The sequence below is a fragment of the Nocardia sp. NPDC052001 genome, from assembly GCF_040680615.1.
GTDB lineage: Bacteria > Actinomycetota > Actinomycetes > Mycobacteriales > Mycobacteriaceae > Nocardia.
The window spans coordinates 289,944-311,926 of record NZ_JBFAXC010000002.1 but is presented as its reverse complement, the minus strand read 5'-3'; the positions used below and the strand labels follow the sequence as shown (position 1 = coordinate 311,926).

The 21,983-nt window shown below is 66.4% G+C and carries 20 protein-coding genes; 12 read left to right on the top strand and 8 right to left on the bottom strand.

All coding sequences use genetic code 11. The features are described from left to right. Positions 1–10: 10 nt before the first annotated feature. The 3 genes from AB0L82_RS09720 to AB0L82_RS09710 are packed head-to-tail and all read right to left on the bottom strand — an operon-like array spanning position 11 to position 1,502. On the bottom strand, positions 11–520 hold the full coding sequence (locus AB0L82_RS09720) for a YbaB/EbfC family nucleoid-associated protein (RefSeq protein ID WP_364633357.1): 510 nt from the start codon (positions 518–520) through the stop codon (positions 11–13). Next, complete coding sequence (locus AB0L82_RS09715) at positions 520–831, bottom strand: hypothetical protein (RefSeq protein ID WP_364633355.1); 312 nt, start codon at positions 829–831, stop codon at positions 520–522. The genes AB0L82_RS09720 and AB0L82_RS09715 overlap by 1 nt, the downstream gene beginning before the upstream one ends. A 53-nt stretch (positions 832–884) precedes the next feature. Further along, positions 885–1,502, bottom strand: coding sequence for a LysE/ArgO family amino acid transporter (locus tag AB0L82_RS09710; RefSeq protein ID WP_364633353.1), 618 nt, complete (start codon positions 1,500–1,502; stop codon positions 885–887). A gap of 72 nt (positions 1,503–1,574) precedes the next feature. On the opposite strand from AB0L82_RS09710, the gene AB0L82_RS09705 reads away from it, so the two are divergent. The 4 genes from AB0L82_RS09705 to AB0L82_RS09690 all read left to right on the top strand — a co-directional run bounded on the left by AB0L82_RS09705 (position 1,575) and on the right by AB0L82_RS09690 (position 4,907). Beyond that, positions 1,575–2,453, top strand: a complete 879-nt coding sequence (locus tag AB0L82_RS09705) for a LysR family transcriptional regulator ArgP (protein WP_364633351.1) — start codon at positions 1,575–1,577, stop codon at positions 2,451–2,453. A 70-nt stretch (positions 2,454–2,523) separates the two neighbouring features. Beyond that, entirely contained in the window at positions 2,524–3,609 is a 1,086-nt protein-coding gene (locus tag AB0L82_RS09700; RefSeq protein ID WP_364633349.1) for an S-(hydroxymethyl)mycothiol dehydrogenase, read from the top strand. Continuing rightward, positions 3,609–4,235 carry an MBL fold metallo-hydrolase gene (locus AB0L82_RS09695; RefSeq protein WP_364633347.1) on the top strand — a complete coding sequence of 209 codons (627 nt, stop codon included), beginning with the start codon at positions 3,609–3,611 and terminating at the stop codon, positions 4,233–4,235. Before AB0L82_RS09700 ends, AB0L82_RS09695 begins: the two co-directional genes overlap by 1 nt. A gap of 132 nt (positions 4,236–4,367) precedes the next feature. Then, positions 4,368–4,907: a DUF4333 domain-containing protein gene (locus tag AB0L82_RS09690; RefSeq protein ID WP_364633342.1), complete on the top strand. Its 540-nt coding sequence runs from the start codon at positions 4,368–4,370 to the stop codon at positions 4,905–4,907. Positions 4,908–4,917: 10 nt separating this feature from the next. Here the strand turns inward: AB0L82_RS09690 and AB0L82_RS09685 are convergent, their stop codons facing one another. Further along, positions 4,918–6,009, bottom strand: a complete 1,092-nt coding sequence (locus tag AB0L82_RS09685) for a glutamate--cysteine ligase (RefSeq protein WP_364633341.1) — start codon at positions 6,007–6,009, stop codon at positions 4,918–4,920. A gap of 103 nt (positions 6,010–6,112) precedes the next feature. On the opposite strand from AB0L82_RS09685, the gene AB0L82_RS09680 reads away from it, so the two are divergent. From AB0L82_RS09680 to AB0L82_RS09655, 6 genes are all read left to right on the top strand, one after another. Beyond that, positions 6,113–6,457 (top strand): TfoX/Sxy family protein, encoded by a 345-nt coding sequence (locus AB0L82_RS09680; protein WP_364633339.1) that lies wholly within the window; start codon positions 6,113–6,115, stop codon positions 6,455–6,457. Positions 6,458–6,598: 141 nt separating this feature from the next. Next, the gene (locus tag AB0L82_RS09675) at positions 6,599–7,387 is read left to right on the top strand and encodes an amino acid-binding protein (protein ID WP_364633337.1); all 789 of its coding nucleotides are present in this window, start codon (positions 6,599–6,601) and stop codon (positions 7,385–7,387) included. 173 nt (positions 7,388–7,560) lie between these two features. Continuing rightward, entirely contained in the window at positions 7,561–9,000 is a 1,440-nt protein-coding gene (locus AB0L82_RS09670) for an AarF/ABC1/UbiB kinase family protein (RefSeq protein ID WP_364633335.1), read from the top strand. An 86-nt stretch (positions 9,001–9,086) separates the two neighbouring features. Continuing rightward, complete coding sequence (locus tag AB0L82_RS09665) at positions 9,087–10,703, top strand: NAD(P)/FAD-dependent oxidoreductase (protein ID WP_364633333.1); 1,617 nt, start codon at positions 9,087–9,089, stop codon at positions 10,701–10,703. Between the two features lie 28 nt (positions 10,704–10,731). Then, a complete protein-coding gene (locus tag AB0L82_RS09660; protein ID WP_364633331.1) occupies positions 10,732–13,305 on the top strand; it encodes an SDR family NAD(P)-dependent oxidoreductase in 2,574 nt (857 codons plus the stop codon). Further along, positions 13,302–14,876, top strand: coding sequence for an NAD(P)/FAD-dependent oxidoreductase (locus tag AB0L82_RS09655; RefSeq protein WP_364633329.1), 1,575 nt, complete (start codon positions 13,302–13,304; stop codon positions 14,874–14,876). The genes AB0L82_RS09660 and AB0L82_RS09655 overlap by 4 nt, the downstream gene beginning before the upstream one ends. A 13-nt stretch (positions 14,877–14,889) precedes the next feature. Here AB0L82_RS09655 and AB0L82_RS09650 read toward each other — a convergent pair whose 3' ends face one another. The 3 genes from AB0L82_RS09650 to AB0L82_RS09640 all read right to left on the bottom strand — a co-directional run bounded on the left by AB0L82_RS09650 (position 14,890) and on the right by AB0L82_RS09640 (position 19,244). Then, positions 14,890–16,230: an AarF/ABC1/UbiB kinase family protein gene (locus tag AB0L82_RS09650; RefSeq protein WP_364633327.1), complete on the bottom strand. Its 1,341-nt coding sequence runs from the start codon at positions 16,228–16,230 to the stop codon at positions 14,890–14,892. Between the two features lie 78 nt (positions 16,231–16,308). Further along, entirely contained in the window at positions 16,309–17,280 is a 972-nt protein-coding gene (locus AB0L82_RS09645) for an endonuclease/exonuclease/phosphatase family protein (RefSeq protein WP_364633325.1), read from the bottom strand. 14 nt (positions 17,281–17,294) lie between these two features. Further along, entirely contained in the window at positions 17,295–19,244 is a 1,950-nt protein-coding gene (locus AB0L82_RS09640) for a glycoside hydrolase (RefSeq protein ID WP_364633323.1), read from the bottom strand. 76 nt (positions 19,245–19,320) lie between these two features. Here AB0L82_RS09640 and AB0L82_RS09635 point away from each other — a divergent pair, with 76 nt between their 5' ends. Both AB0L82_RS09635 and AB0L82_RS09630 read left to right on the top strand, forming a co-directional pair. Beyond that, the gene (locus tag AB0L82_RS09635; protein ID WP_364633321.1) at positions 19,321–19,983 is read left to right on the top strand and encodes a response regulator transcription factor; all 663 of its coding nucleotides are present in this window, start codon (positions 19,321–19,323) and stop codon (positions 19,981–19,983) included. After that, positions 19,980–21,356, top strand: a complete 1,377-nt coding sequence (locus AB0L82_RS09630; protein WP_364633319.1) for a HAMP domain-containing sensor histidine kinase — start codon at positions 19,980–19,982, stop codon at positions 21,354–21,356. Before AB0L82_RS09635 ends, AB0L82_RS09630 begins: the two co-directional genes overlap by 4 nt. On the opposite strand, the gene AB0L82_RS09625 is transcribed toward AB0L82_RS09630, so the two are convergent. Beyond that, positions 21,346–21,912 carry a DUF6817 domain-containing protein gene (locus AB0L82_RS09625; RefSeq protein ID WP_364633317.1) on the bottom strand — a complete coding sequence of 189 codons (567 nt, stop codon included), beginning with the start codon at positions 21,910–21,912 and terminating at the stop codon, positions 21,346–21,348. The two genes, AB0L82_RS09630 and AB0L82_RS09625, sit on opposite strands and share 11 nt — an antisense overlap. Positions 21,913–21,983: the final 71 nt, after the last annotated feature.

The window sequence follows — 21,983 nt, the reverse complement described above, 5'->3', positions numbered from 1 at the left end:
CCCGCCTCGATCACCAGTGTCCGCGATCGGCCAGGGTCGGTGGTGCGTCAGGATCCTCGGTTTCGACATCGGTGAAGACCATGGCGGGCGGTAGCTCATCGTCCTCGTCGACGCGCGCGCCCGGCGGGGCCATCGAGACCGGCGGCGGGGTGGGCAGCATGTCGTGCACATCCGGAATGCCGGGTATGAACTCCGACAGTCGCGGAATGCGGGCATTGTCCTGCTGTAGCCCGGCGAGCACCTCGGCGGTCTTGCGCTGCACCTCGACCGCGGCGGCCTGCGTCGCCACGACCACTTCGCGGGCGAGCTCGGCCGGACTCAATTCGTCGATGGAATCGGCGAATTTGAGATCGACCAGCACCCCGTGGGCATTGACCGTCGCGGTGACGCGCTGATTGGCCGCGGTGCCGGTGGCGGTCAGCTTGGCCTGCTCCTGTTGCGCCCGGGCGATCGATTCCATGCCGGTCTTGACCGACTCCACCAGATCGGCCAGGCGCGCCCGCGCCATCTCGTTCGACATCAGCGGAAGGACTCGGTATTGCCGTCCTCGGTCGCCTGCAGACTATCCGCGGCGTCGGTCAACCCCTTGCCGTACGCGTTCAGCAGCGTCACCTTGGAGGCCAGCACGGCGTCGAGATTCTCCCGCGACGCCTTGTAGCCGTTATCGCCGCCATTGAACTGGGTGCCGAAATCGTCACCGCCCCAGGCTCCGTCGTATGCCGCGGCCTCACCGGAGATCTTCGCCTTGAGCGCCTCGATCCGCGTGGCCACCGCCTCCAGCGCACCGCCAACGGACCGCAGTTGGCCGATCTCAACCTCTACCTTGCCCACCGTCGAACCCCCTTAAGACTCCCGGTGATCATCGCATACCGGGGCGGGGGCGGTCAGCTCACCACCAATCCGATTGCGAGACCGGTCATTACGAGCGCGATCACCGAATCCAGGATCTGCCAGGCCCGCGGCTTGGCGAACACCGGCGCCAGCAGTCGCGCACCGAATCCGAGGGTGATGAACCAGATAATGCTGCCGGTGATCGCACCCGCGGTGAGGAACCAGCGATCGGGTGTGGCATAGGTGCTCGCGAACGAGCCGAGCAGCACCATGGTGTCGAGATACGCGTGCGGATTGAGCCAGGTGACCGCGAGACAGGTGGCGATGGCCGCGCCCAATGCGATCGGCGCGCCCCCGCCCGCGGTCAGCGCGGTCGCGGAGAACGCGCGCTTGGCGGCCAGGAACGCGTACCCGAGCAGAAATGCCGCACCTGCGAACTTTGCGATGGTCATGATCATCGGCGCGGCGTTCATCACCGCGCCGAATCCGGTGACACCCGCGGTCATCAGCACCACATCGGATCCCGCGCACACCGCGACCACCGGCAGCACATGCTCGCGACGGATCCCCTGACGCAACACGAAGGCATTTTGCGCGCCGATCGCCACAATGAGCGAGAGTCCGAAGCCGAGTCCTGAAATGGCCGCCAGGGCCGCCGATGATCCGTTCACTCTTTCGAAGCTATGCGGGCGTCCAGCTCCAGGCCAGCTAATGTTTCTGATGGACGATTAGAATCGCTTAATATGGATCTGCAACTGGATCAGCTTCGCGCGCTCGACGCCGTGCTCACCGAGGGCACCTTCGAGGCGGCCGCGCGCCGGCTCACGGTCACACCGTCGGCTATCAGCCAGCGCATCAAGGCCCTCGAAGACGCGGCCGGGCGGATTCTGGTGCAGCGCACCAAACCCGTGCAGCCCACCGAATCCGGCCTCACGGTGTGGCGGCTGGCCAAACAGATCCAGTTGCTCACCAGCGATACCGCGCAGGAACTCGGGGATGCGGAGCAGCCCGCGGCGAAACCGGTGAATATCCCCATCGCCGTCAACGCCGATTCGCTGCAGAGCTGGGTCATGCCCGCACTCGGCCGGGCCGCGCGGGGCGTGAACTTCGAAATCCATCGCGAGGACGAGGAACACACCACCCGGCTGCTGCGCGACGGCACCGTGATGGCCGCCATCACCTCGACCGCGGCACCGGTACAGGGCTGCATTGTGCGGCGGCTGGGCGCGATGCGATATCGCCCGCTGGCCGCACCGGATTTCGTGCGCACCTGGTTTCCGGACGGCCCGACCGCGAAAGCCTTCGCGCAGGCCCCGGTAATCCTGTTCGACCGCAAGGACGATCTGCAATTCCGATTGATGCGCCGGTACACCCGCAAGCCCGCCGACCCGCCCCGGCACTACATTCCCTCCTCGGCGGGGTTCGCCGACGCACTGCGGCTTGGCCTGGGCTGGGGCATGATGCCGGACCTGCAAACCCGCCCGGATGATCAGCTCGTCCCACTGGATGGCACGGTATACATCGATGTCCCGCTGTACTGGCAGCAGTGGCGGCTGGACTCACCCGCACTCGGTATGGTCGCCGCTACCATTGCCGAAGCCGCTGCCGCGGTACTGCTTTGAAGATGTTGTGCGCCGAATGGACTCGGCTGTCATAGTCGGAAGAGATTTGCATTGTAGAGAAAGGCATTACGTGTCCCAAGTTGTGCGCGGCGTGATCGCACGCTCGAAGAATGCCCCCGTGGAAGTCACCGACATCGTCATCCCCGATCCCGGTCCGGGCGAAGCGGTGGTCCAGGTGCAGGCGTGCGGGGTGTGCCACACCGATCTGCACTATCGGGAGGGCGGCATCAATGACGAATTCCCATTCCTGCTCGGCCATGAGGCCGCCGGCATCGTGGAATCGGTGGGCGAGGGCGTCACCGATGTGCAGCCGGGCGATTTCGTCATCCTGAACTGGCGCGCGGTCTGCGGTAATTGCCGTGCGTGTCGTAAGGGCAAGCCGTGGTACTGCTTCTCGACTCATAATGCGGCGCAGCCGATGACGCTGACCGACGGCACCCCGCTCACCCCCGCGCTGGGCATCGGCGCGTTCGCGGAGAAGACCCTGGTCCACGCGGGGCAGTGCACCAAGGTGGATCCGACCGCCTCACCGGTCGCGGCGGGCCTGCTGGGCTGCGGCGTGATGGCCGGACTGGGCGCGGCCATCAATACCGGCAATGTCAGCCGCGGTGACAGTGTGGCCGTAATCGGTTGCGGTGGTGTGGGTAATGCCGCCATCGCCGGTGCGAAACTGGCGGGCGCGACCACCGTCATCGCCGTCGATATCGATGAGCGCAAATTGGAGTGGGCAAAGGGTTTCGGCGCCACCCACACCGTGAACGCGTCCAAAGAGGATGCGGTGGAACGGGTTCAGGAACTCACCGACAGTTTCGGCGCGGATGTGGTGATCGACGCGGTCGGCCGCCCGGAAACCTGGAAGCAGGCGTTCTACGCGCGCGATCTGGCGGGCACCGTGGTGCTGGTCGGCGTGCCGACCCCGGATATGAAGCTGGAGATGCCGCTCATCGACTTCTTCTCCCGCGGTGGCGCTTTGAAGTCCTCCTGGTACGGCGATTGCCTGCCCTCGCGCGATTTCCCGTATCTGATCGAGCTGTACAAGCAGGGCCGTTTCGATCTGGATGCCTTTGTCACCGAAACGATTTCGCTGACCGATATCGAGGCGGCCTTCACCAAGATGCACGACGGTGAGGTCCTGCGCTCGGTGGTGGTGTTCTGATGGCGCATATCGACCACGCCACCACCTCGGGCACATTCAGCCTGGACGGTGAGACCTTCGACGTCGAGAACAATGTCTGGGTCGTCGGTGATGACCTGGAATGCGTGATCATCGATGCGCCGCACAGTGTTCCGGCCATTCTGGATGTGGTGGGCACCCGCAAGGTGCGCGCCATTCTGGCCACACACGCGCATGACGATCACATTCGGGTCGCCCCGGAATTGGCCGCCGCCACCGGTGCGCCGGTACTGCTGCATCCGGCGGATCTGGTGCTGTGGCGGCTCACCCATCCGGACATCGAACCCGATGGCGAACTCGCCGATGAGCAGATCATCGCGGTCGGCGGCACCGAACTGCACGTACTGCACACCCCGGGGCACGCACCGGGCGCGGTCTGCTTCCATTCGCCCGATCTGGGCGCGGTGTTCACCGGTGACACGCTGTTCCACGGCGGTCCGGGCGCGACCGGCCGGTCGTACTCCGATTACGGCACCATCGTGGCCTCCATCGCGGATCGGCTGTTGAATCTGCCGCCGGAGACGCTGGTGCACACCGGACATGGTGAATCCACCACGATCGGCGCCGAGGCCCCGCAGCTCGAGGAGTGGCGTCAGCGCGTCGGCTGATCAAGATCAGGGCAAACTTTCAGTACGAAACGGGCACGATCGGGACCGGACGCGCCGGAACCGGTCGTGCTTCACATTCTTTACAGGCGAAACCGCCCTTAACACCCATCACGCGGTCGGATAATTCCGGCCATGCGTAGATTAGCTGCAGTAATAGCCACCGCCTCTATCCCGCTGTTCATGATCAGCTGTTCGTCGGGACCCGGTTCGGTGAGCAAGAGCGATGTGGAGACCAAGATGGGCGGTCTCTTTCACGACAAGTCCCATGAGGACGCCAAATCGGTTGTGTGCGACGGGGATCTGAAGGCCGAGGTGGACGCCACCCAGAGCTGTACGATCACCTCCGCCGACAGTCAGACCTGGAAGACCACGGCCAAGGTCACCAAGGTCGACGGCGATACCGCCAACTACGACATCGAGATCCTCGACAAATTCGTCAGCCCGGACGATATCGCCACCAATGTCGCCAAGCTCTACTCCGATCAGGTCGGGACCGCGCCCAAGTCCAGCACCTGCAACGGCCTGTTGCGCGGCGCCACCGGTGCAAACGTTCGCTGTGTGGTCACCGAGGCCGACGGCACGCGCTGGGGTGTCACGGTGACGACCACCAATGTCGAGGGCGATACGGTCAACTACAACATGGTTCGGGACGATCAGCCGATGGCCTCATAGCCGCGGCCGATCAGCGACAGCTGTACAGGGTCGCCTCGGCCAATTCGTCTATCACGTCGGCCAATTCGCCCCGGGCGCGGAATGCGTCCAACTGCCTGCGGGCCCCATTGCCGCGGGACAGCAGACCGGTCAGCGCATCGGTGACGAAGCCCAGGTCACCGAGCTCGATCAGGGCGGGTTCGATGAGATCGATGAGTTTGGCCAGCAGATCCTGAACCGGGAGGGTGCGACCGTCCGACGGGTCAACCGCCGGACCGTCCATACCGCCGTGCGCCGCACGCCAATATGCCGCGCGCAGTGTGGGTTCCGCGACCACCGCCGCACCGTTACCGCGCTGGGCGGTGATGACCGCGGCACGCACCAGGGTGGCGATCAGCGCGGATTCCTCCACGGTGGCGGGCACATCGCTGACCCGCACCTCCACCGTCGGGAACGTAACCGACGGGCGCACATCCCAATACACCATCTTGCGATCCAGGATCACCCCGAGCGCGAGCATATCCTCGACCGCGGTGTCGAATTCGCCCACCGAGCCGAAGTGCGGCGGCGGTCCGGCACTGGGCCAGCGCCGCCACAGGATGTTTCGCCAACTGGCATAACCGGTTTCGTCCCCGCGATAGATGGCGGAGTTGGCCGTCAGCGCCAAAAACAAAGGGAGCCAAGGGCGCAGGAAATTGCTGACGTGCAGCGCGACCTCGCGGTCGGGTACCGCGACGTGTACATGGCAGCCGCACAGCCCCTGCTCCTGCGCCAGTCTGCCGAAGCTGTCGGCGATTCGGCGATAGCGCGGGGTGGCGGTGATGCCGAGCGGTTCATCGGGGATGGTGGGCGGTACGGCGACGGCGAGCAGAATCGCGTCGTTCTTCTCCGCGCAGACCGCGGCGCCGCGCCGCAGTTCACGCAATTCCTGGAGAAGTTCGGACGAATTCGAGTGCACGCGGGTGCTGGTCTCCACCTGGCACCGCATGATCTCCAGTTGCATTTCGATACCGGAATCGGCCGCGGTCCGGGCGACGTCGGCATTTCTGCCGACCGGCGCACCGGTGCGCGGATCCACGAGGAGAAACTCCTCTTCGACACCGACAGTCGGCAGGGTGTCCACCTGTCCTGTGTACCTCAATAACCCGGCCCTGACACCTGCCGGAATGGTCTCTTTGTCCGCATTTCCGCGCGAAGCTGTCGGTGACCGGGAGCACAATGCGGATATGGCATATGACGAGAAACTTGCCGACCGCATTCGGGACGCGCTCGGTCCCGCCCTGCCCGACGCGGTCGAGCGGAAGATGTTCGGCGGGCTCGCGTTCCTGATCGGTGGCAATATGGCGATCGCGGCCAGCGGTAAGGGCGGGCTGCTGGTCCGGGTGTCGCCGGAGAACTACACCGATCTGCTGGTCCCCGGTTCGGTGGAGACCATGATCATGGGCGGGAATGAGACCCGGGGCTGGCTGCGGGTGACGGCGGAGACGGTCGAGGACGATGACGCGCTCACCGAATGGGTGGAACGCGCGATCGCGTACGCCGGATCACTACCGGTGAAAACCGGCAAATAATGTGCGGTGCGGCACACGTCCGGAACGGTGTGCTGGGCCTCACTGAATTCACCGGTGGCGCAAGGGTTTTCCCCGGGTGACGTCACCGCCTCTTTACACCGGGGCACAGTGCGGAAATCTCCGCACCGCACCCTGGTGAATATGAGGCAATCCGAAGTGCATGCGCTGGCCTGCGAAGTGTGCGGTCGCCTGCCCCATCCCCGTCGCACCCGGCTCACGCTCGCCAAGCTGGCCGCGGTCTTCCCCGTCGAATTGGCGCTGCACGCGCTCGTGCTGCACCTCGAGATTCCCTACCTCGCCGCGGTCGCCATATTGACCGTCACCACCACCATTCTCGTCATCTGGGTGGTGGAGCCCGGAGCCATGCGTTACCTCGCCCGCTGGCTGCACGGGCCCGAACTCAGCCGTCGCCACCGGCTGGACAGCGCCGAACGGCTGTGGCGAATCCGCGTGCGGCTGGACAACAAGCCCGGCCGTCTGGAATTGCTTGCCAAACAGCTCGCCGATCGGCACGCCAATATCCTCACCGTGCACGTGCACCACCTGGAGGACGGCGTCCTGGACGAACTGGTGGTATCGACCCCCGCCGATGTCGGCCCACCCCGTCTCACCACTGCCATCAACCGCGCGGGCGGCACCGCCGTCGGCATCTGGCCCGCCTCGGCCCTGACCCTGGTGGACGGCCAGACCCGCGCCCTGGGCCTGGCCGCGCGGGTGGCCAACGACCCGGACGAGCTACCGCTGGTGATCGCGGAATTGCTGGGCGCGCAATATGTTTCGACGGTCGATCCGGAATTCGCCCCGCACGGAACGATTCTGGAGATCGCACCCATGACCTTCGTCCGCCCCGAAGACCCCTTCACCCCCGCGGAAATCGCCCGCGCACACCGGCTGGCGGATCTGGCCCAGCTCGCCGTCCGCCAAGACTGAATCATCGACGCACTCACAATCTCCCCGCACCCTCCGCAACGGTTTTGCGGACTCGGATTCTCGTCTCAGTATTCGAGATTCGGCGCGCGCATCCGGGCAATCCGGACCGCCTGGTTTCACACCGTGGCACACTGCCCCTGGCGCATCGTCAATAGGCGCGAGGGGTGAACGGAATGATGGTTCGACGCGCTGGGGACGCGGACGGCGGCGCAAATCCGCCCGCGCGCAGGGCGGTTCGCAATGCGAAGCTGGCGGCATTGCCGATCGCTTTCGCGGGACGCCGCGCCGCGGGTGTGGGCAAACGGGCGCTGGGGCGTCCGGCGAGTGAGGTCAATGCCGAGATTCAGCGGCGTACGGCGCAGCATTTCTTCGAGGTGCTGGGCGAACTCAAGGGCGTGGCAGCCAAACTCGGCCAGGTGCTCGCGCTGTATGAGTTCGGGCTCTCACCGGAACTGGCGGAACCGTATCGAATCGCGTTGAGCCGCCTGCAGGACGCGACCCCGCCCATGCTCCCGCGCACCGTGCACGCGGTGCTGGCCGAATCGCTCGGACCGGACTGGCGCGAGAATTTCCGGTCCTTCGAGGATCGGCGCGCGGCGTCGGCCACCATCGGCCAGGTGCATCGCGCGGTATGGCACGACGGGCGGACCGTCGCGGTCAAGGTCATGTATCCCGGTGCGCGCGAAGCCATTCACAGCGATGTAGAGCAATTGCGGCGCATGACCGGGCTGGCCTCGATCATCGTGCCCAATGCCGATATCCGGGCGCTGACCGAACAGCTCGCCGAATGCGTCACCGCCGAACTGGATTTCGCGGCCGAGGCGGAACAGCAGCAGGTCTTCGCGAACGCTTTCGCCGACGATCCGGAATTCTGCGTACCGCGCGTGGTGGCGCAGCACGGCGATGTGCTGATCAGCGAATGGCTGGACGGCATTCCCCTCACCCGGCTGATAAGCGGTGGCGCGCAGGCGGAACGGGATCGGGTGGGCATGCTGGCGCTGCGTTTCGTGCTGTCGGCTCCGGAGCGTTCCGGACTGCTGTACTGCGATCCGCATCCGGGCAATTTCCGGGTACTGCCCGATGGCCGCCTGGGCGTGGTCGATTTCGGCGCATGCGTACCGTGGCCGCCGCCGGAGTTCCCGATCCTGGTGCACGATATCGGCGATGCGCTGTTCAACGGTGGTCCGGCCGAGCTCGAAGCCGCGATTCGGCGGCACGGATTCGCCGCCGCCGGAACCACCGTCGATATGCGGGCCCTCTCCGAACAGCTGCTCCCCTATACGGATCTGCTGCGGCACGACATCTTTCGCGCGGACAGCACCTGGTTGCGCCGCCGCGTCCGAGCGGGCATGAGCCCGCGCCTGAGCAATGTCAATCGCCAGCTCACCATGCCCGCGTTCTACACCCCGTTCGCGCGCTCCATCCTGACTCTGCTCGGCCTGGTCTGCCAGCTCGGCACCACCGGGCCGCTGCGGGATGAAATGCTGCGCTGGTCACCGGAATTGGCGCAGGTGATAGCGCGTCATCGCGTCCGCACCGAGGGGTCGTCGGATCTGACCGCGGCCCGCATGCGCCGGGCCGCCGCGGCGGATAGGGATGCGGCGGCGGGGTAATCGGCTCGGCACCGCGACAGCCCTTGATCACTGTCCCAGACAGCTCTAGTCTGGAGTGATACGCCCGCCTTCGGAAGGCTGACATCGTGGTCGCAGCATCGCACGGAAAGCCGACGCCGAATATTTCGGCACCGGACCATCAGGTCGTCGTAATCGGCGCGGGACCGGGCGGTATCGCCGCCGGGGTCAAGCTGAAGCAGGCCGGAATCGATGACTTCGTCATGCTCGAGCGGGCCGATGAGGTCGGCGGCAGCTGGAACGAGAATCACTATCCCGGACTGGAAGTCGATATCCCCTCGATCGCCTATCAGTACTCGTTCGCCCGAAACCCCGACTGGAGCAGGCTTTTCGCCCCCGGCGCGGAGGTCAAGCGCTACCACATGGAGGTCGCCAGGCGCTTCGGGTTGTACCCGCACCTGCGGTTCGGCGTCAATGTACTGAGCGAGGAGTGGGACGAGCAGCGGCATTGCTGGAAGCTGCATATCGATGGCGGGCAGGTGATTACCGCTCGTTTCGTGGTGAGCGCGGTGGGCGCGTTCATCACCCCCAAGACGGACCCGGGCATTGCGGGATTGGCGGACTACCGGGGCAAACTGCAACGCCCCTCGGATTGGGACGACGATTACGACCTCGCGGGTAAGCGGGTCGCGATAATCGGCACCGGAGCGAGTTCGGTGCAGATCACGCCCTCCATAGCCGGACAGGTGGGCAGTCTGGCGGTATTCCAGCGCACCCCGGTGTGGTGTGTGCCCAAGCCCAATCCCAGGATTCCACGAGCCGTACAACTCGTATTGCGCACGCCCGGACTGCAAGCCGCGACACACGGCGCGGTACTGGTGGCCGTCGATGTGCTGTTGCGGGCCATGTCGAACGCTCCCATGTCGGTGGTGCGGCCGACCATGCGCACGGTCGATGCCACCGCCATCGCGGGCTATCGCGGACTGTTGCGAATCATGGTGCGCGATCCGCGGACTCGTGCCGGGCTGACCCCGAATTACGGCCCGATCGCCAAACGACCCACGGCCAATACCGGCTATCTGCTCAGTTTCAATCGCGACAATGTGGAGCTGGTGACCACCCCCATCGAGCGTTTCACCGAGCGCGGTATTCGCACCTCCGACGGCGTCGAGCGCGAATTCGACATGATCGTGCTGGCCACCGGATATCACGTGTTCTCCGATCCGGAGACCTACACCCCGGGCATGGTGGTCGGGCGCGACGGGATGGATCTGGGCAAGTTCTACACCGAGCACGGTTTGCAGGCGTACGAGAGTGTTTCGCTGCCGAGCCTGCCGAATCGGTGGACGCTGGTCGGCCCGTATTCGTGGTCTGGCAGCGGCTGGCACGCCTTCGTGGAGATGACGGCCGACCATGCGGTGCGGGCGATTTCGGAGGCGCGGCGGCGCGGGGCCACGTTCGTCGCCATTCGGCAGGAGGTGCACGACGCCTACCACCGGGATATCTACCGGCACGGCGAGGCCATGCGCTTCTATCTGGCCGAACTCAACGCTCATGTGCCGACCTACTATCGCAATTCGCAAGGCGACAGCACATACATCCGGCCGTCCGGATTCTTCCGGGCCCGGCGCGGCCATCGGCGATTCCCGTTCTCGGACTATGAATTCGACGTGTGGCGGCCGCAACCGACCGCCGCCGTCACCACGCCGAAACGGACACGGCGCAAGACCCAGAATCCGGCCTGACCGGAATGCTCACCGAGGAAGTTGAGCCATGATCGAACTGCCGAAGTCGGTCCGAATCGCTTTGGGCGCTGCCAGTTACGGCATCAGCGACCGGCGGCTGGAACCCGCGGTCACCGGCAAGATCATTCTGGTGACCGGCGCGTCGTCGGGGGTCGGCCGGGCCACCGCCGTGCGGCTGGCCGCCAATGGCGCGACAGTGCTGGCGGTGGCCCGCCGCGCGCAGTTGCTGCAGGAGCTACGGGCGGAGGTATCCGGTTGTCCCGGAACGGTGTACCCGTATCCCGCCGATCTCAGCGATACCGATGAGTGCGCGGCGCTGATCGACCGGGTGCTCGCCGATCACGGCCGGGTCGATGTGCTGGTGAACAATGCCGGGAAATCCATTCGGCGCTGGCTGTCCGACTCACTGGACCGCTGGGACAATTTCGACGATACCGCCAGGATCAACTACCTGGGACCGGTCCGCCTGGTACTGAGCCTGCTGCCGTCCATGCGAGCACGGCACGCGGGGCATATCGTCAATGTCAGCACCGCCGGGGTGCATGCCCCGGCTGTCGGCTGGACCGCGTATATCGCCACCAAGGCGGCCTTCAACGCCTGGATGCGCGGGGCCGCACCGGAATTGCGCGCGGACGGGATCACCAGTACGGCGGTGCATCTGCAATTGGTGCGCTCGGACATGCTCGGCCCGTTCCGGATGTACCGGTACACCCCGAGCATGTCGCCCGAGGAAGCGGCGGGCATGGTGTGCCGGGCGATCGTGGACCGGCCCTTGGCGATTCGGCCCTGGTGGGAACGCGCGGGCACACCGGTGTTGTACGCCCTGGACAGTTCGCACACCGCGCAGCGCGCCATGGCGCTCTATGCCAAGGCGGGCAACTGGAACAATCGCCCGACGGATTGGGCCGGGCCGATCGGGCGGGTGGAGCGGGCGGTCAATCTGTTCGATGACGCGGTGACCATCGCGGGCTGGGCTCCCGCCGCAGGTGCGTTCGATCTGGTTCCACCGCAGCGTATTCCGCACCTGGCGCTGGCATTGCGCGAAGGGGTCGGGCTCGCGACGGTGCTCGCGAGCTTCGCGGCGCGATTTCCGGATCGGCCCGCGATCATCGATGACAGCGGATCGGTGACCGCCGCCGAACTACATCGGCGGGTGCGGCGACTGGCCTCTGCCCTGCGCGGCCGCTGGAATATGCGGCGCGGCAATCGAATCGGGGTGCTGTGCCGCAATCACAGCGGATTCGCGGTGGCCGCCTTCGCGGCCGCGCGTCTCTCGGCTGATCTCGTCCCGCTCAACTACGGCTTCGCCGGACCGCAGATCGGCGAGGTGCTGGCGCGCGAGCGGGTGGATCTGCTGCTCTACGATGCCGAATTCCACGGCGAGATAGTGAAATCAGGGTACGAGGGGCACCGGGTGGTGGTGCGCGGCGCGGCGGGCGGGCTGCCCACCGTCGAGGAGCTCATCGCCGCGGGTGGGCCGCCCATTCGGGAACCCGCCTACGGCGGTGCGGTGGTGCTGCTCACCGGCGGTACCACCGGCGTCCCCAAGGGTGCGCCGAGACAGGCCGGGGTGCGCGAGGTACTGCCCGTGCTGGCGGGGCTGAATCCGCGCATGATGATGGCGCTGGCTGATCTCGCGGAGCTGAAACCTATTCCGCGACTCGGTGATCCGATCGTCATCGCCCCGCCGCTGCATCACGCCTACGGTTTCGGCGCGCTGCTGGTGGCCTTCCTGACCGGCTCCACCGTCATCGTGCACGAGCGTTTCGATCCCGCGCAGACGCTCGCCGATATCGAACGGCACAGCGTCCGCATCGCCTGCCTGGTGCCGACCATGCTGAAGCGAATCATGGATCTGCCGAACGATATTCGGCACAACTACAACGCCGCGAGCCTGCAGATGGTGACCTGCGGGGCCGCTCCCCTGCCGCCGTGGCTGGCGCTCGCCTTCATGGACGAGTTCGGTGAGGTGCTCTTCAACGGTTACGGATCCACCGAATCGGGTGCGGGCGCCCTGGCGACGCCCGCGGATCTGCGGGCCGCACCGGGCACGGTCGGCAAACCGCCGACGGGGCTGGTCGATATCCGCATCGTCGACGATCGCGATCGAGAGCTGCCTGCCGGGGTCACCGGCCGGATCATCAATCGCAATCCGGCCATGTTCCGCGGGTACAGCGACGGCCGGAGCCGGGACATGGTCGGAAAGTACATGGACACCGGCGATCTCGGGCATATCGACGCACAGGGCCGGTTGTTCATCGACGGCCGTTCGGACGACATGATCGTCTCCGGCGGAGAGAACGTCTTCCCGCAGGAGGTCGAGACCGCGCTGCTCGCGCATGCGGCGGTGGCCGATGCCGGGGCCGTCGGCGCGGCCGATCCCGATTACGGGCAGCGATTGGTGGCGGCCGTGGTGCTCAAAGACGGTGCGGAGGCCACCGCCGATGATCTGAAACAGCATGTCAAAACCACGCTCGCCACCTTCAAGGTGCCACGGGACATCGTTTTCGTGGCCGAACTACCGCGCACCACCGCGGGCAAACTGCGGCGGCAGCAGCTGCCGGAGGTCATCGCGCAGCAGCACACGAGGAATCGGTCATGAACTCCAGCAATGGTTCTCCCGTCACCCCGGCCCACGAGGTCGTCATTATCGGCGCGGGGCTCGGCGGTATCGGCGCGGGCGTGGCGCTGCGCCGGGCCGGTATCGAGGATTTCGTCATCGTGGACAAGTGGCCGAAGGTGGGCGGCACCTGGCTGGCCAATACCTATCCCGGTGTGGCCGTCGATGTTCCATCGCCGGTCTATAACTTCAGCTTCCAGCAGCGCTCTCGGTGGTCGCGATTCTTCGCCCCCGGGAGCGAATTACAGCGCTACGCCGAGGAAGTGGTGGACAAGCAGGGCCTGCGAGACAAACTGCTGCTCGGATCCGGTGCGAGCAAAGGTGTTTTCGATGAGGCGAACGATCTGTGGCGGATCACCCTGGACAACGGCTCGGTGCTCACCGCGCGCTTCGTGATCGGCGCGGTCGGCGGGCTGGAGCAGCCGCACAATCCCGATATCCCCGGCCTGGCAGATTACACCGGCAAGATCATGCACAGTTCGCGCTGGGATCACGACTACGACTATCGCGGTAAGCGGGTCGCGGTGATCGGCACCGGGGCCAGCGCGCTGCAGCTGATTCCCGAACTGGCCAAGGTTGTTTCGCGGCTCACGGTCTATCAGCGCCGGGCCATCTGGATCGCGCCCAAACCGGACTTCGCCATGGGACCGGTGCTCAATTCCGTGCTGAACTTCCCACCGCTCCAGCAGACGGTGCGGTTCGTGGGCAATGTCGGCGTGAACGCCGGTCTCGGTGCGGGTTTGGCGGTGTCGAACTATCCGAGGGTGACCTCGGTCGGATTGACGGTCGGTGAAACCGCGCTCAAGAGTTACCTTTTCGCCCAGGTGCGGGATCCCGAGCTGCGGCGCAAGCTCACCCCCGATTACCGGCTCGGCTGCAAGCGGCCCTCGGTGTCCAACAGCTACTTCCGCACCTTCACCAAACCGCACGTCGATCTGGTGACCGATGCCATCGAACGATTCACCCCCACCGGCATAGTGAGCGCCGACGGAGTGGAACGCGATGTCGATATGGTGGTGCTGGCCACCGGATTCAAGGTGATGGAGAAGGGCTACACACCGCCCTACCCCATCTACGGCCGGGACGGCCTCGAGCTCGGCGAATTCTGGGATGCCAATAGATTCCAGGCGTATCAGGGCGTTTCGGTGCCGAAGTTCCCGAACGCGTTCCTCATCGTGGGGCCGTACGCCTACGCGCCGGGCTCCTACATTCCGCTCATCGAGGCCACCTCGGCACACGCCGCGCGCGTCATCGGCGAGGCGCGCCGCCGCCGGGCCACCTGCGTGGAGGTGCGCCAGGATCCGCACGACCGCTATTTCGCCCGAATGGACAGGCGCGCCAAACGCACCCACCTGTTCTCCCAGGGATGCGTCACCTCGAACACCTACTACATCAACTATCAGGGTGACGGCGCGGCCTTCCGGCCCTCCACCCAGCTCGAAATGTATTGGGAGAATCGGCACTTCCCGCTGGAGGACTACCTGTTCACCGCTCGGCCGCCCGCCCTCGCCCGGGCGAACGGCCGCCGCACCAAGGCCGGATCAGCGCGATGATCCGGGGTGACGCTCAGGAGGCCGCCTCCTGAGCGTCACCGAAACCCGGCACCCACCGTTCGGCCAGGGATAGGAACGGCCCCTCGGCGTCGAGCTGGGCGCAGATGCCGACCACGCCGCCCAGCACCCGGCCGAACATGGCGTATTCGGGTTGGTCGGCGGGGGCTTTCATGGCGCGGGCGTTGGTCAGGGAGATATTCGCCGGGTCCAGGGCGCGGGCGACCTCTTCCTGGAGCATGGTGCGGGTGATATGCACTGTGCCGCCGTTGATCTGGGCAACCAGCGGGACGATGCGACGCTCCAGCGGGGCCATTTCCACGTTTGCGCCGGGCTTGATGAAACCCTCTTCGCGCAGCACCGCCTCCATGGCGATGTAGTCACCGTCCAGGGCGGTGCGGGCCAAACGGCCTACGGCGCGGGGTATTCCGCGCGGGGTGTGCGCGCAGGCGCCGAAATCGATGATGCCGAGGCTGTTCTCGGGGCGCAGCTGGAAATTGCCCGGATGCGGATCGCTGTGCAGCAGGCCCACGCGCGACGGTGAGCACAGCGCGAACTCGGCGAGCAGCATTCCGGCCCGATCGCGTTCGGCGCGTTCGCCATTGGCGATGATGCGGGCCAGCGGCACGCCGGTCATCCACTCCGACACCAGCACCTTGGGTGCGGCCGCGACCACGCGCGGTATGAAGAATTGCGGATCGCCGGTGAACGCCTTGGCGAAGCGGCGCTGATAAGCGGCCTCGATCCGATAGTCGAGTTCGTCTTCGGTGCGGGCCAGGAATTCCTCGATGAGCTGGCGGGCATTGGTGCCCGCGAGCAGGGTGTTGAACGCGCCCGAAACCATATGCAGCATCTTCAGATCCGCGCGCAGCGATTCCTCGGCCTCGGGATACTGCACCTTCACCGCGACCTCGCGGCCGTCATGCCAGATTGCCCGATGCACCTGCCCGATACTGGCGGCGGCGATCGGCTCATCGTCGAATCGCGCGAAACGCCTGCGCCAGCCCGTGCCCAACTGCATATCGAGCATGCGATGCGTATCGGCCACCGGCATGGGCGGCGCCTCCTGCTGCAATCGCACCAGCGCCTCGCGGAAATGATCCGCGAACCGCGGCGGCACCCCGGCCTCGGCCACGCTCAGCGCCTGCCCGAGCTTCATCGCACCGCCCTTGAGCTCCCCGAGCACCGCGAACACCTGATCGGCCGCATTGTCGAGCATCTCATCGGTCACGCCGCCGCGTTCGGCGCCCGCGAACAGGTTCCGCCCGGTGGCCGCCACCTGCTGCGCCATCAGCGTCGCGGGAATGCTCGCGACCTTCGCCATGCGGGTGATGCCTTTACGCCTGAGTCCGGCCACGGTGCCGATCCTTTCGTGCGGATTACCCCGTCTCAGACAGTGTAGGCGCGATTCCGGGCGCGGTCGATCACACGCAGGTCACCGCGTTCGCTCCGGCTGGACCTCTGCCGAGATGGCCCGATGGTCCGGGCCGGGGACACGCAGCACCGAGGTGTTCGTGACACCCATCCCGCGCACCAGAATGTGATCAAGGCGAGCGATCGGGAACGAGGCGGGCCAGGTGAAGGCCGCGCCGGAGTGGACGTCGCGGAAACCGGGGGCGAACCCCGCCCAGCGCTGGTCGGTGGTCGCGGTATTGAAATCACCCGCTACGACAATATGTTCGGCGTCATCGGCGGCTAGTTCCCGCGACAGCAGGGTCAGGCCGTCATCCCGGGCGGTGATCGCACCGGGCCGAATCGACGGCAGGTGCACGACATACACCACGAGATCGCCTGCGGGAGTGGCGATGTGGGTTCGCAGTCCACGATGCCATTCGACGCCGACATCGACCGGGGTCGTATCGGAGATCGGATACCGGCTCCACAGTCCGACGGTGCCCAACTCGGTGCGGTAGGCGTAGGTGTCGTCCAGCACGCGCACGACCGCTTCCCGATTGGTGCCGCCGAGCTCCTGCACGGCCAGAATATCCGCCTCGGCGGCGACCAGGGCGCGAGCGCTGGCCCCCGGAGACGCGTTGGCGGCGAACAGGTTCTGCGACACCACCCGCAACGGGGTCGCGGCCGGACCCGGGCGAACAGCCGGACCCGGAGCCCACCACGAACCGAAGAGATAGGCCCAGGCCAGGAGCGGTGCCAGCATCGCCACCGCACCGGCCGGACAGCGGCACAGCACCGCGGTGACCGCCAGGACCGGAACGAGCGTGCCCAGCCAGGGCGCGGCGATATCCACTGCCACACCCAGACCCCCGGCCTCGGGAATCCAGGTGTGGCCGAGCATGATCACGGTGAGTAGCGCTGCCGCACCGAGGAATACGACCGATCGTCCGCGACCACGCGGGCTACCGGCGACTCCCGCATCCGATGCCGCAACGGGCCCGGACCCTGCCATCGCGCGAGACTCCCTCATGGGGCCGGGCACAATCGTCGCGGGGTCTTGTCGGTCTCCAGTTGAGCATCCGCGCATCCGCCGGGGAGGCCCCGGTAGTCCGTGGTGCCGAAGTTGGCGGTGACCGTCAGGGTGCCATTGCCGAAGACCGTGCGCTGGACCTGATGGTCGTCGGTGAGCCAGCGGAAGTCGGTCATGGGCCGGGTGGCCGCGGCCTCGTGCAGCGGAGCGAACAACTGTTGCAGGCGGGCGATTTCGGAGCCGTGGGCGGTGAGGGTGGCGCGGTCGAGAGCAAAGTTCAAAGGGGTGTTGTTGAGGATGGCGGTGAGAGCGCGCATGGTTTGTTGTTGGGGCAGTTTGTAATACGAGAGTTCCCAGCGGTCCGTGTTCACGAGGGAGTCGTGCAGGACGGTTTCGTAGAGCGGTATGCGGTACGCGGGGTCGAACATGGCTCGGACCAGAGGTTCGGGGAGGTCGACCGGTTTGAAGAACATATTCGGCGCGTTATCGGGGTAGTACGCGCCCCAGACGTCGCGGTTGCGCTGGAACTTCCAGAGGCCGTCCGAAATCGGGTTCTGGGCGCCGTGATCGAACGCCAGCACCGGTGCGGCCCAGGCTCCGGCGGCCTCGGAGCCCAGGACCTGGCCGCGATCCTCCAGCCAGCGCATGCGCTCCAGGCGATTGGCCCGATCCTGTGCCTGGTTCATCGGGTGGGCGGCGGTGTGGTCGTCGAAGAACTCGCCCGCGGCGTCGACGTCGAGGAAGTAGGTGTTCGCACCATTGGCGGACATGTCGGCGTAGCGATCCCGATACAGCGTCGGATCCTGTTTCAGCGCTTGTGAACTCACGTAGCAACCGCGCCCGCCGAAGCCTTTCTCGGGAGTTCCGTCGGCATCGTGGACACAACCGTCCGGCCATACCGTGCCCGGCCAGCGGGAGCCTGGATTGTCGGCGGTGGCGGGGTCCTGGGCGTTGTCCCACGAATCGTAGGGTCCGGCAAGGTATCCGGCGGCCTTGGCGGCATCGACGGCCTGACCGGTCATGGGGTGGTCGTCGGCGTCATAGCCGAGCCACATTCGGGTCAGACCCAGATCGCGCATCTGACGAATCGCCTCCGGATCACGACCGTCGCCCCACAGGTAGGCGTGGAATGCGCCCAGCAGTTTCGCGGTCTCCGGATTGCGCGCGATCTTATCCTTCAGTGTGACGAATTCGCCTGTGCCGATGAGCTGTTCGCGATAGTCCCTGGCTGCGGCGACCGGTGAGCCATCGGTGAGCGCGAAGTTGACGGTGTAGTCCCGGCTGCCCGCGCGTTCATCGAAATCGTGTGTGGCCCGCGCCCGCAGCGCGCCGTTCTCGGATGTCACGGTGAGGCTGCTGCCGATATCGGTGGGCACGGAATAGCTCACGCCATGACTTCCCAGGGTGTAACCCCAGAACGGCATGGTCAAGCCGGCGGTGAGCGACAGCGGTTCGCCGACCAGGCCGGTGTCGGGTCCATTCCAGAACCGGTCGCGCACGGGCAGATTCAAGCCCTCGCCGCGCGGAAGTTGCAGGGCGGCCGCCGTACCGTCACCGCCGGTGACGGGCCAGGTGAGCCGCGCATCGCGATTGCCGCGCAGCGTGACACGTAAACGGCCGTCGACGGCGGTCGCGGTAACCGCGAGCGCCCTGTCCGGATAGGTCCAGTGCGCCTCGCCGCCCTCGAGCTGAATCGGCCCGGGTGCGCCGAGCGGATCACCCGCCGGGGCGGACAGTTCGAATCGCTGCCCATCGGCCAGCGCGCTGACCGCCAGCGACGTGGTGTCGACCTCGGCCGACCCACCCGAAATCGGGATAACCACTTGATTGCCACTAACCCGAGGTGCCACCGGGGCGAGCTCATGCCCGCAGGCGGTGAGCCCACCGGCGACCAGGCTCAACAGCGCGATCACGGCGGGTGCCCGATGCGATCTCCGAAGTCTCATGGGCCTCACCCTCACGCCCGCAGATGAGAGTCCGATGAGAAAGGCGCAGGTGAGGATATTACGTATAGTCCGATACGTGCGGGTCCTGGTGGTCGACGATGAAGCCTCGGTACGGGAGGCGCTGGTGCGCGCCCTGGACAGCGAGGGGTACGAGACGCATGCGGCTGCCGATGGCGGCGCCGGACTGGAACAGATTGCCCGCTGGCAGCCCGAGGTGGTGGTGCTGGATGTGCTCATGCCGTTCATGGACGGTCTGACCGCCTGCCGCACACTGCGCGGGCGCGGCGATCGCACCCCAATTCTCATGCTCACCGCCCGGGACGCGGTCGCCGATCGAATCGAGGGCCTGGACGCGGGTGCCGATGACTACCTGGTGAAGCCCTTCGATCTCGACGAATTGCTGGCGCGGGTGCGGGCACTGGTGCGGCGCACCTATCCCGAGGACGGTGTTCTGCTGGCGACCGGTGATCTGGTCATGGACACCGGCGCGCACACCGTCAAACGCGGCACGCGCGAAATCGAGCTCAGCCGGACGGAATTCGCGCTGTTGGAGGTGCTGCTGCGCAATGCCGGACAGGCCCTGACCCGGGAGACGCTCATCGATCGCGTCTGGGGACATCAGTCCTCGAATTCACTGGAGGTCTACATTCGCTATCTGCGGCGCAAAATCGAAGCGCCGGAAGAACTTCCGCTGATCCACACCGTGCGCGGGGTCGGCTATCGACTGGGTGCGGCGTGAGGCGGCTCGGACTGCGCGGCCGGATCGCCGTATTCTTCGTGCTCGCAATGGCTTCCGCGCTGGCGGCGATGGGCGCGGCGGCTTACGTGGTGGTCGGGCATCAGCTCAACAGTGAGCTGGATCTGGGGTTGCGCCGCCAAGCTACCCGAATCGTGCGGCAGTTCCCGGTCGAACCGGAGGTGGCCGCCATGTCCGGCTCCTGCGAATATCTGGCCGCGCCGAGCTGCGTGCAGGTGGTGGCGGCCAACGGCACCGTCGAATCCGAACATGTGCCCGGGCATACGCTGCCCGTGGATGCCGAAACCCGTGCGGTGGCAGCGGGTTCGGCCGATGGCGGGTTCACCGATATCACCCTGGGCGGCTATGCCATGCGCATGTACACCGCACCGTTGCGGCCCGGCAGCGCGGTGCAGGTGGCGCAGCGTTCGGATACGGTCGATATCGGCTTGCGCCGCGTCGGCCTCGCGCTGCTCATCGCGGCTGCCGCGGGCACACTGCTCGCGGCAGCTGCCGGAACGGTGCTGGCCCGCCGTGCGCTGGCCCCGGTCGCCACGCTCACCGCGGCCGCCGAGCGGGTGGCGCGCACCCGAGATCCCAACCAGCACATCACCATTACCGGTCACGATGAACTGGCGCGCCTGGGCGCCAGCATCAATACCATGCTCGACGAACTCGACGCCGCCCTGCGCGGTGAACGCGATTCCCGTGCGGCACAACAGCGCTTGATCGCGGACGCCTCCCATGAGCTGCGCACCCCGCTCACCGCATTGCGCACCAATATCGATCTGCTGCGCCGCGCGGCCCGCCTGTCCCCCGCCCAACTCGATGCGACCGCAACCGCATTGCGCGTGCAATCGGAGGAACTTTCGGGTCTGGTCACCGATGTCATCGATCTGGCCCGCACCGACGATCCGGCGTCGGTCCGTGAACCGCTGGAGGATCTGCGCCTGGACACCCTGGTCGGCGAACGAGTCGAGCTGGCCCGAAGGCATTGGCCCGCAATCACCTTCGCGGCCGACCTCACACCGGTGACCATCGCGGGCGTCCCGGCCCGGCTGGCTCGCGCGGTGACCAATCTGCTCGACAATGCGGCGAAATTCAGTCCGCCGGACGGCACCGTCGCGGTCACGGTGCGCGGTCGCGAACTCATCGTCCGCGATGACGGTCCGGGCATCACCGCCGCGGACGCGGCTCATATCTTCGACCGCTTCTACCGCGCCGAAACCGCGCGCGCCACCGCCGGACACGGACTGGGCCTGGCGATCGTGGCCCAGGTCGCGGATCTGCATGCCGCCCGCATCACCGTCAGCTCGGAACCGGGCCGGGGTGCGCGCTTCACCCTGATCTTCCCGCCGGGCGATCTCAGGGATTGATCGGCGGCAGGCAGGTATGGCACGCGTGCCACGCCTTGGGCGACAGCAAATGCGCGGTCCGCCCGAAGAATCCGTGCAGCGCCGCACCGTGTTCGGCCGCCAGCTCGGAATTCTGCGTCATGACATCCAGCTCGTTCGCCGCGGTGATCTCCATGAACGCGGCCAGCGTCGCCGGATCGGGGTGCTGATCCTGCCCGGTGAACCGATCCCGGAACCGCACCGGCGAACTGTCGAGCCCCGGATAGGTCTCGCCCCGATCGCAACTGCCGTAGAAGTACACCAGCGCCTCGGCCTGCTCCCCCAGCAGATTCACCAGGGTCGCCCGCTCCCCGAGATCGAGCAGCGATTGCCCGAACCCGTCCGTGCCGTACGCCGCATGGCACAGCCCGGCCGCCTGAATATGCGAATCCGCGTCCCATTCGGCGAGCAGATCCGCCACCCGTTTCAAATGCGCCAGCAGCGTCCCGCCCGGATGCGGAATGCTCTCCGCCCCGTGCTCGGTCAGAAACCGCTCGATTCGATCCCGCTGCGGAATGGACGATCCGGATACGCTCACGATCTCCAGTATCGACGTCCGGCGGGGCATTAGTCGATGACAGATATCGTCCCGATTCACGAAGCCGCGGG

Bases quoted from the DNA above. Each gene is read 5' to 3' on its own strand.
- AB0L82_RS09720 (WP_364633357.1), bottom strand. From the start codon at position 520: ATGTCGAACGAGATGGCGCGGGCGCGCCTGGCCGATCTGGTGGAGTCG.
- AB0L82_RS09705 (WP_364633351.1), top strand. From the start codon at position 1,575: ATGGATCTGCAACTGGATCAGCTTCGCGCGCTCGACGCCGTGCTCACC.
- AB0L82_RS09695 (WP_364633347.1), top strand. From the start codon at position 3,609: ATGGCGCATATCGACCACGCCACCACCTCGGGCACATTCAGCCTGGAC.
- AB0L82_RS09690 (WP_364633342.1), top strand. From the start codon at position 4,368: ATGCGTAGATTAGCTGCAGTAATAGCCACCGCCTCTATCCCGCTGTTC.
- AB0L82_RS09680 (WP_364633339.1), top strand. From the start codon at position 6,113: ATGGCATATGACGAGAAACTTGCCGACCGCATTCGGGACGCGCTCGGT.
- AB0L82_RS09675 (WP_364633337.1), top strand. From the start codon at position 6,599: ATGAGGCAATCCGAAGTGCATGCGCTGGCCTGCGAAGTGTGCGGTCGC.
- AB0L82_RS09670 (WP_364633335.1), top strand. From the start codon at position 7,561: ATGATGGTTCGACGCGCTGGGGACGCGGACGGCGGCGCAAATCCGCCC.
- AB0L82_RS09660 (WP_364633331.1), top strand. From the start codon at position 10,732: ATGATCGAACTGCCGAAGTCGGTCCGAATCGCTTTGGGCGCTGCCAGT.
- AB0L82_RS09655 (WP_364633329.1), top strand. From the start codon at position 13,302: ATGAACTCCAGCAATGGTTCTCCCGTCACCCCGGCCCACGAGGTCGTC.
- AB0L82_RS09645 (WP_364633325.1), bottom strand. From the start codon at position 17,280: ATGGCAGGGTCCGGGCCCGTTGCGGCATCGGATGCGGGAGTCGCCGGT.
- AB0L82_RS09640 (WP_364633323.1), bottom strand. From the start codon at position 19,244: ATGAGACTTCGGAGATCGCATCGGGCACCCGCCGTGATCGCGCTGTTG.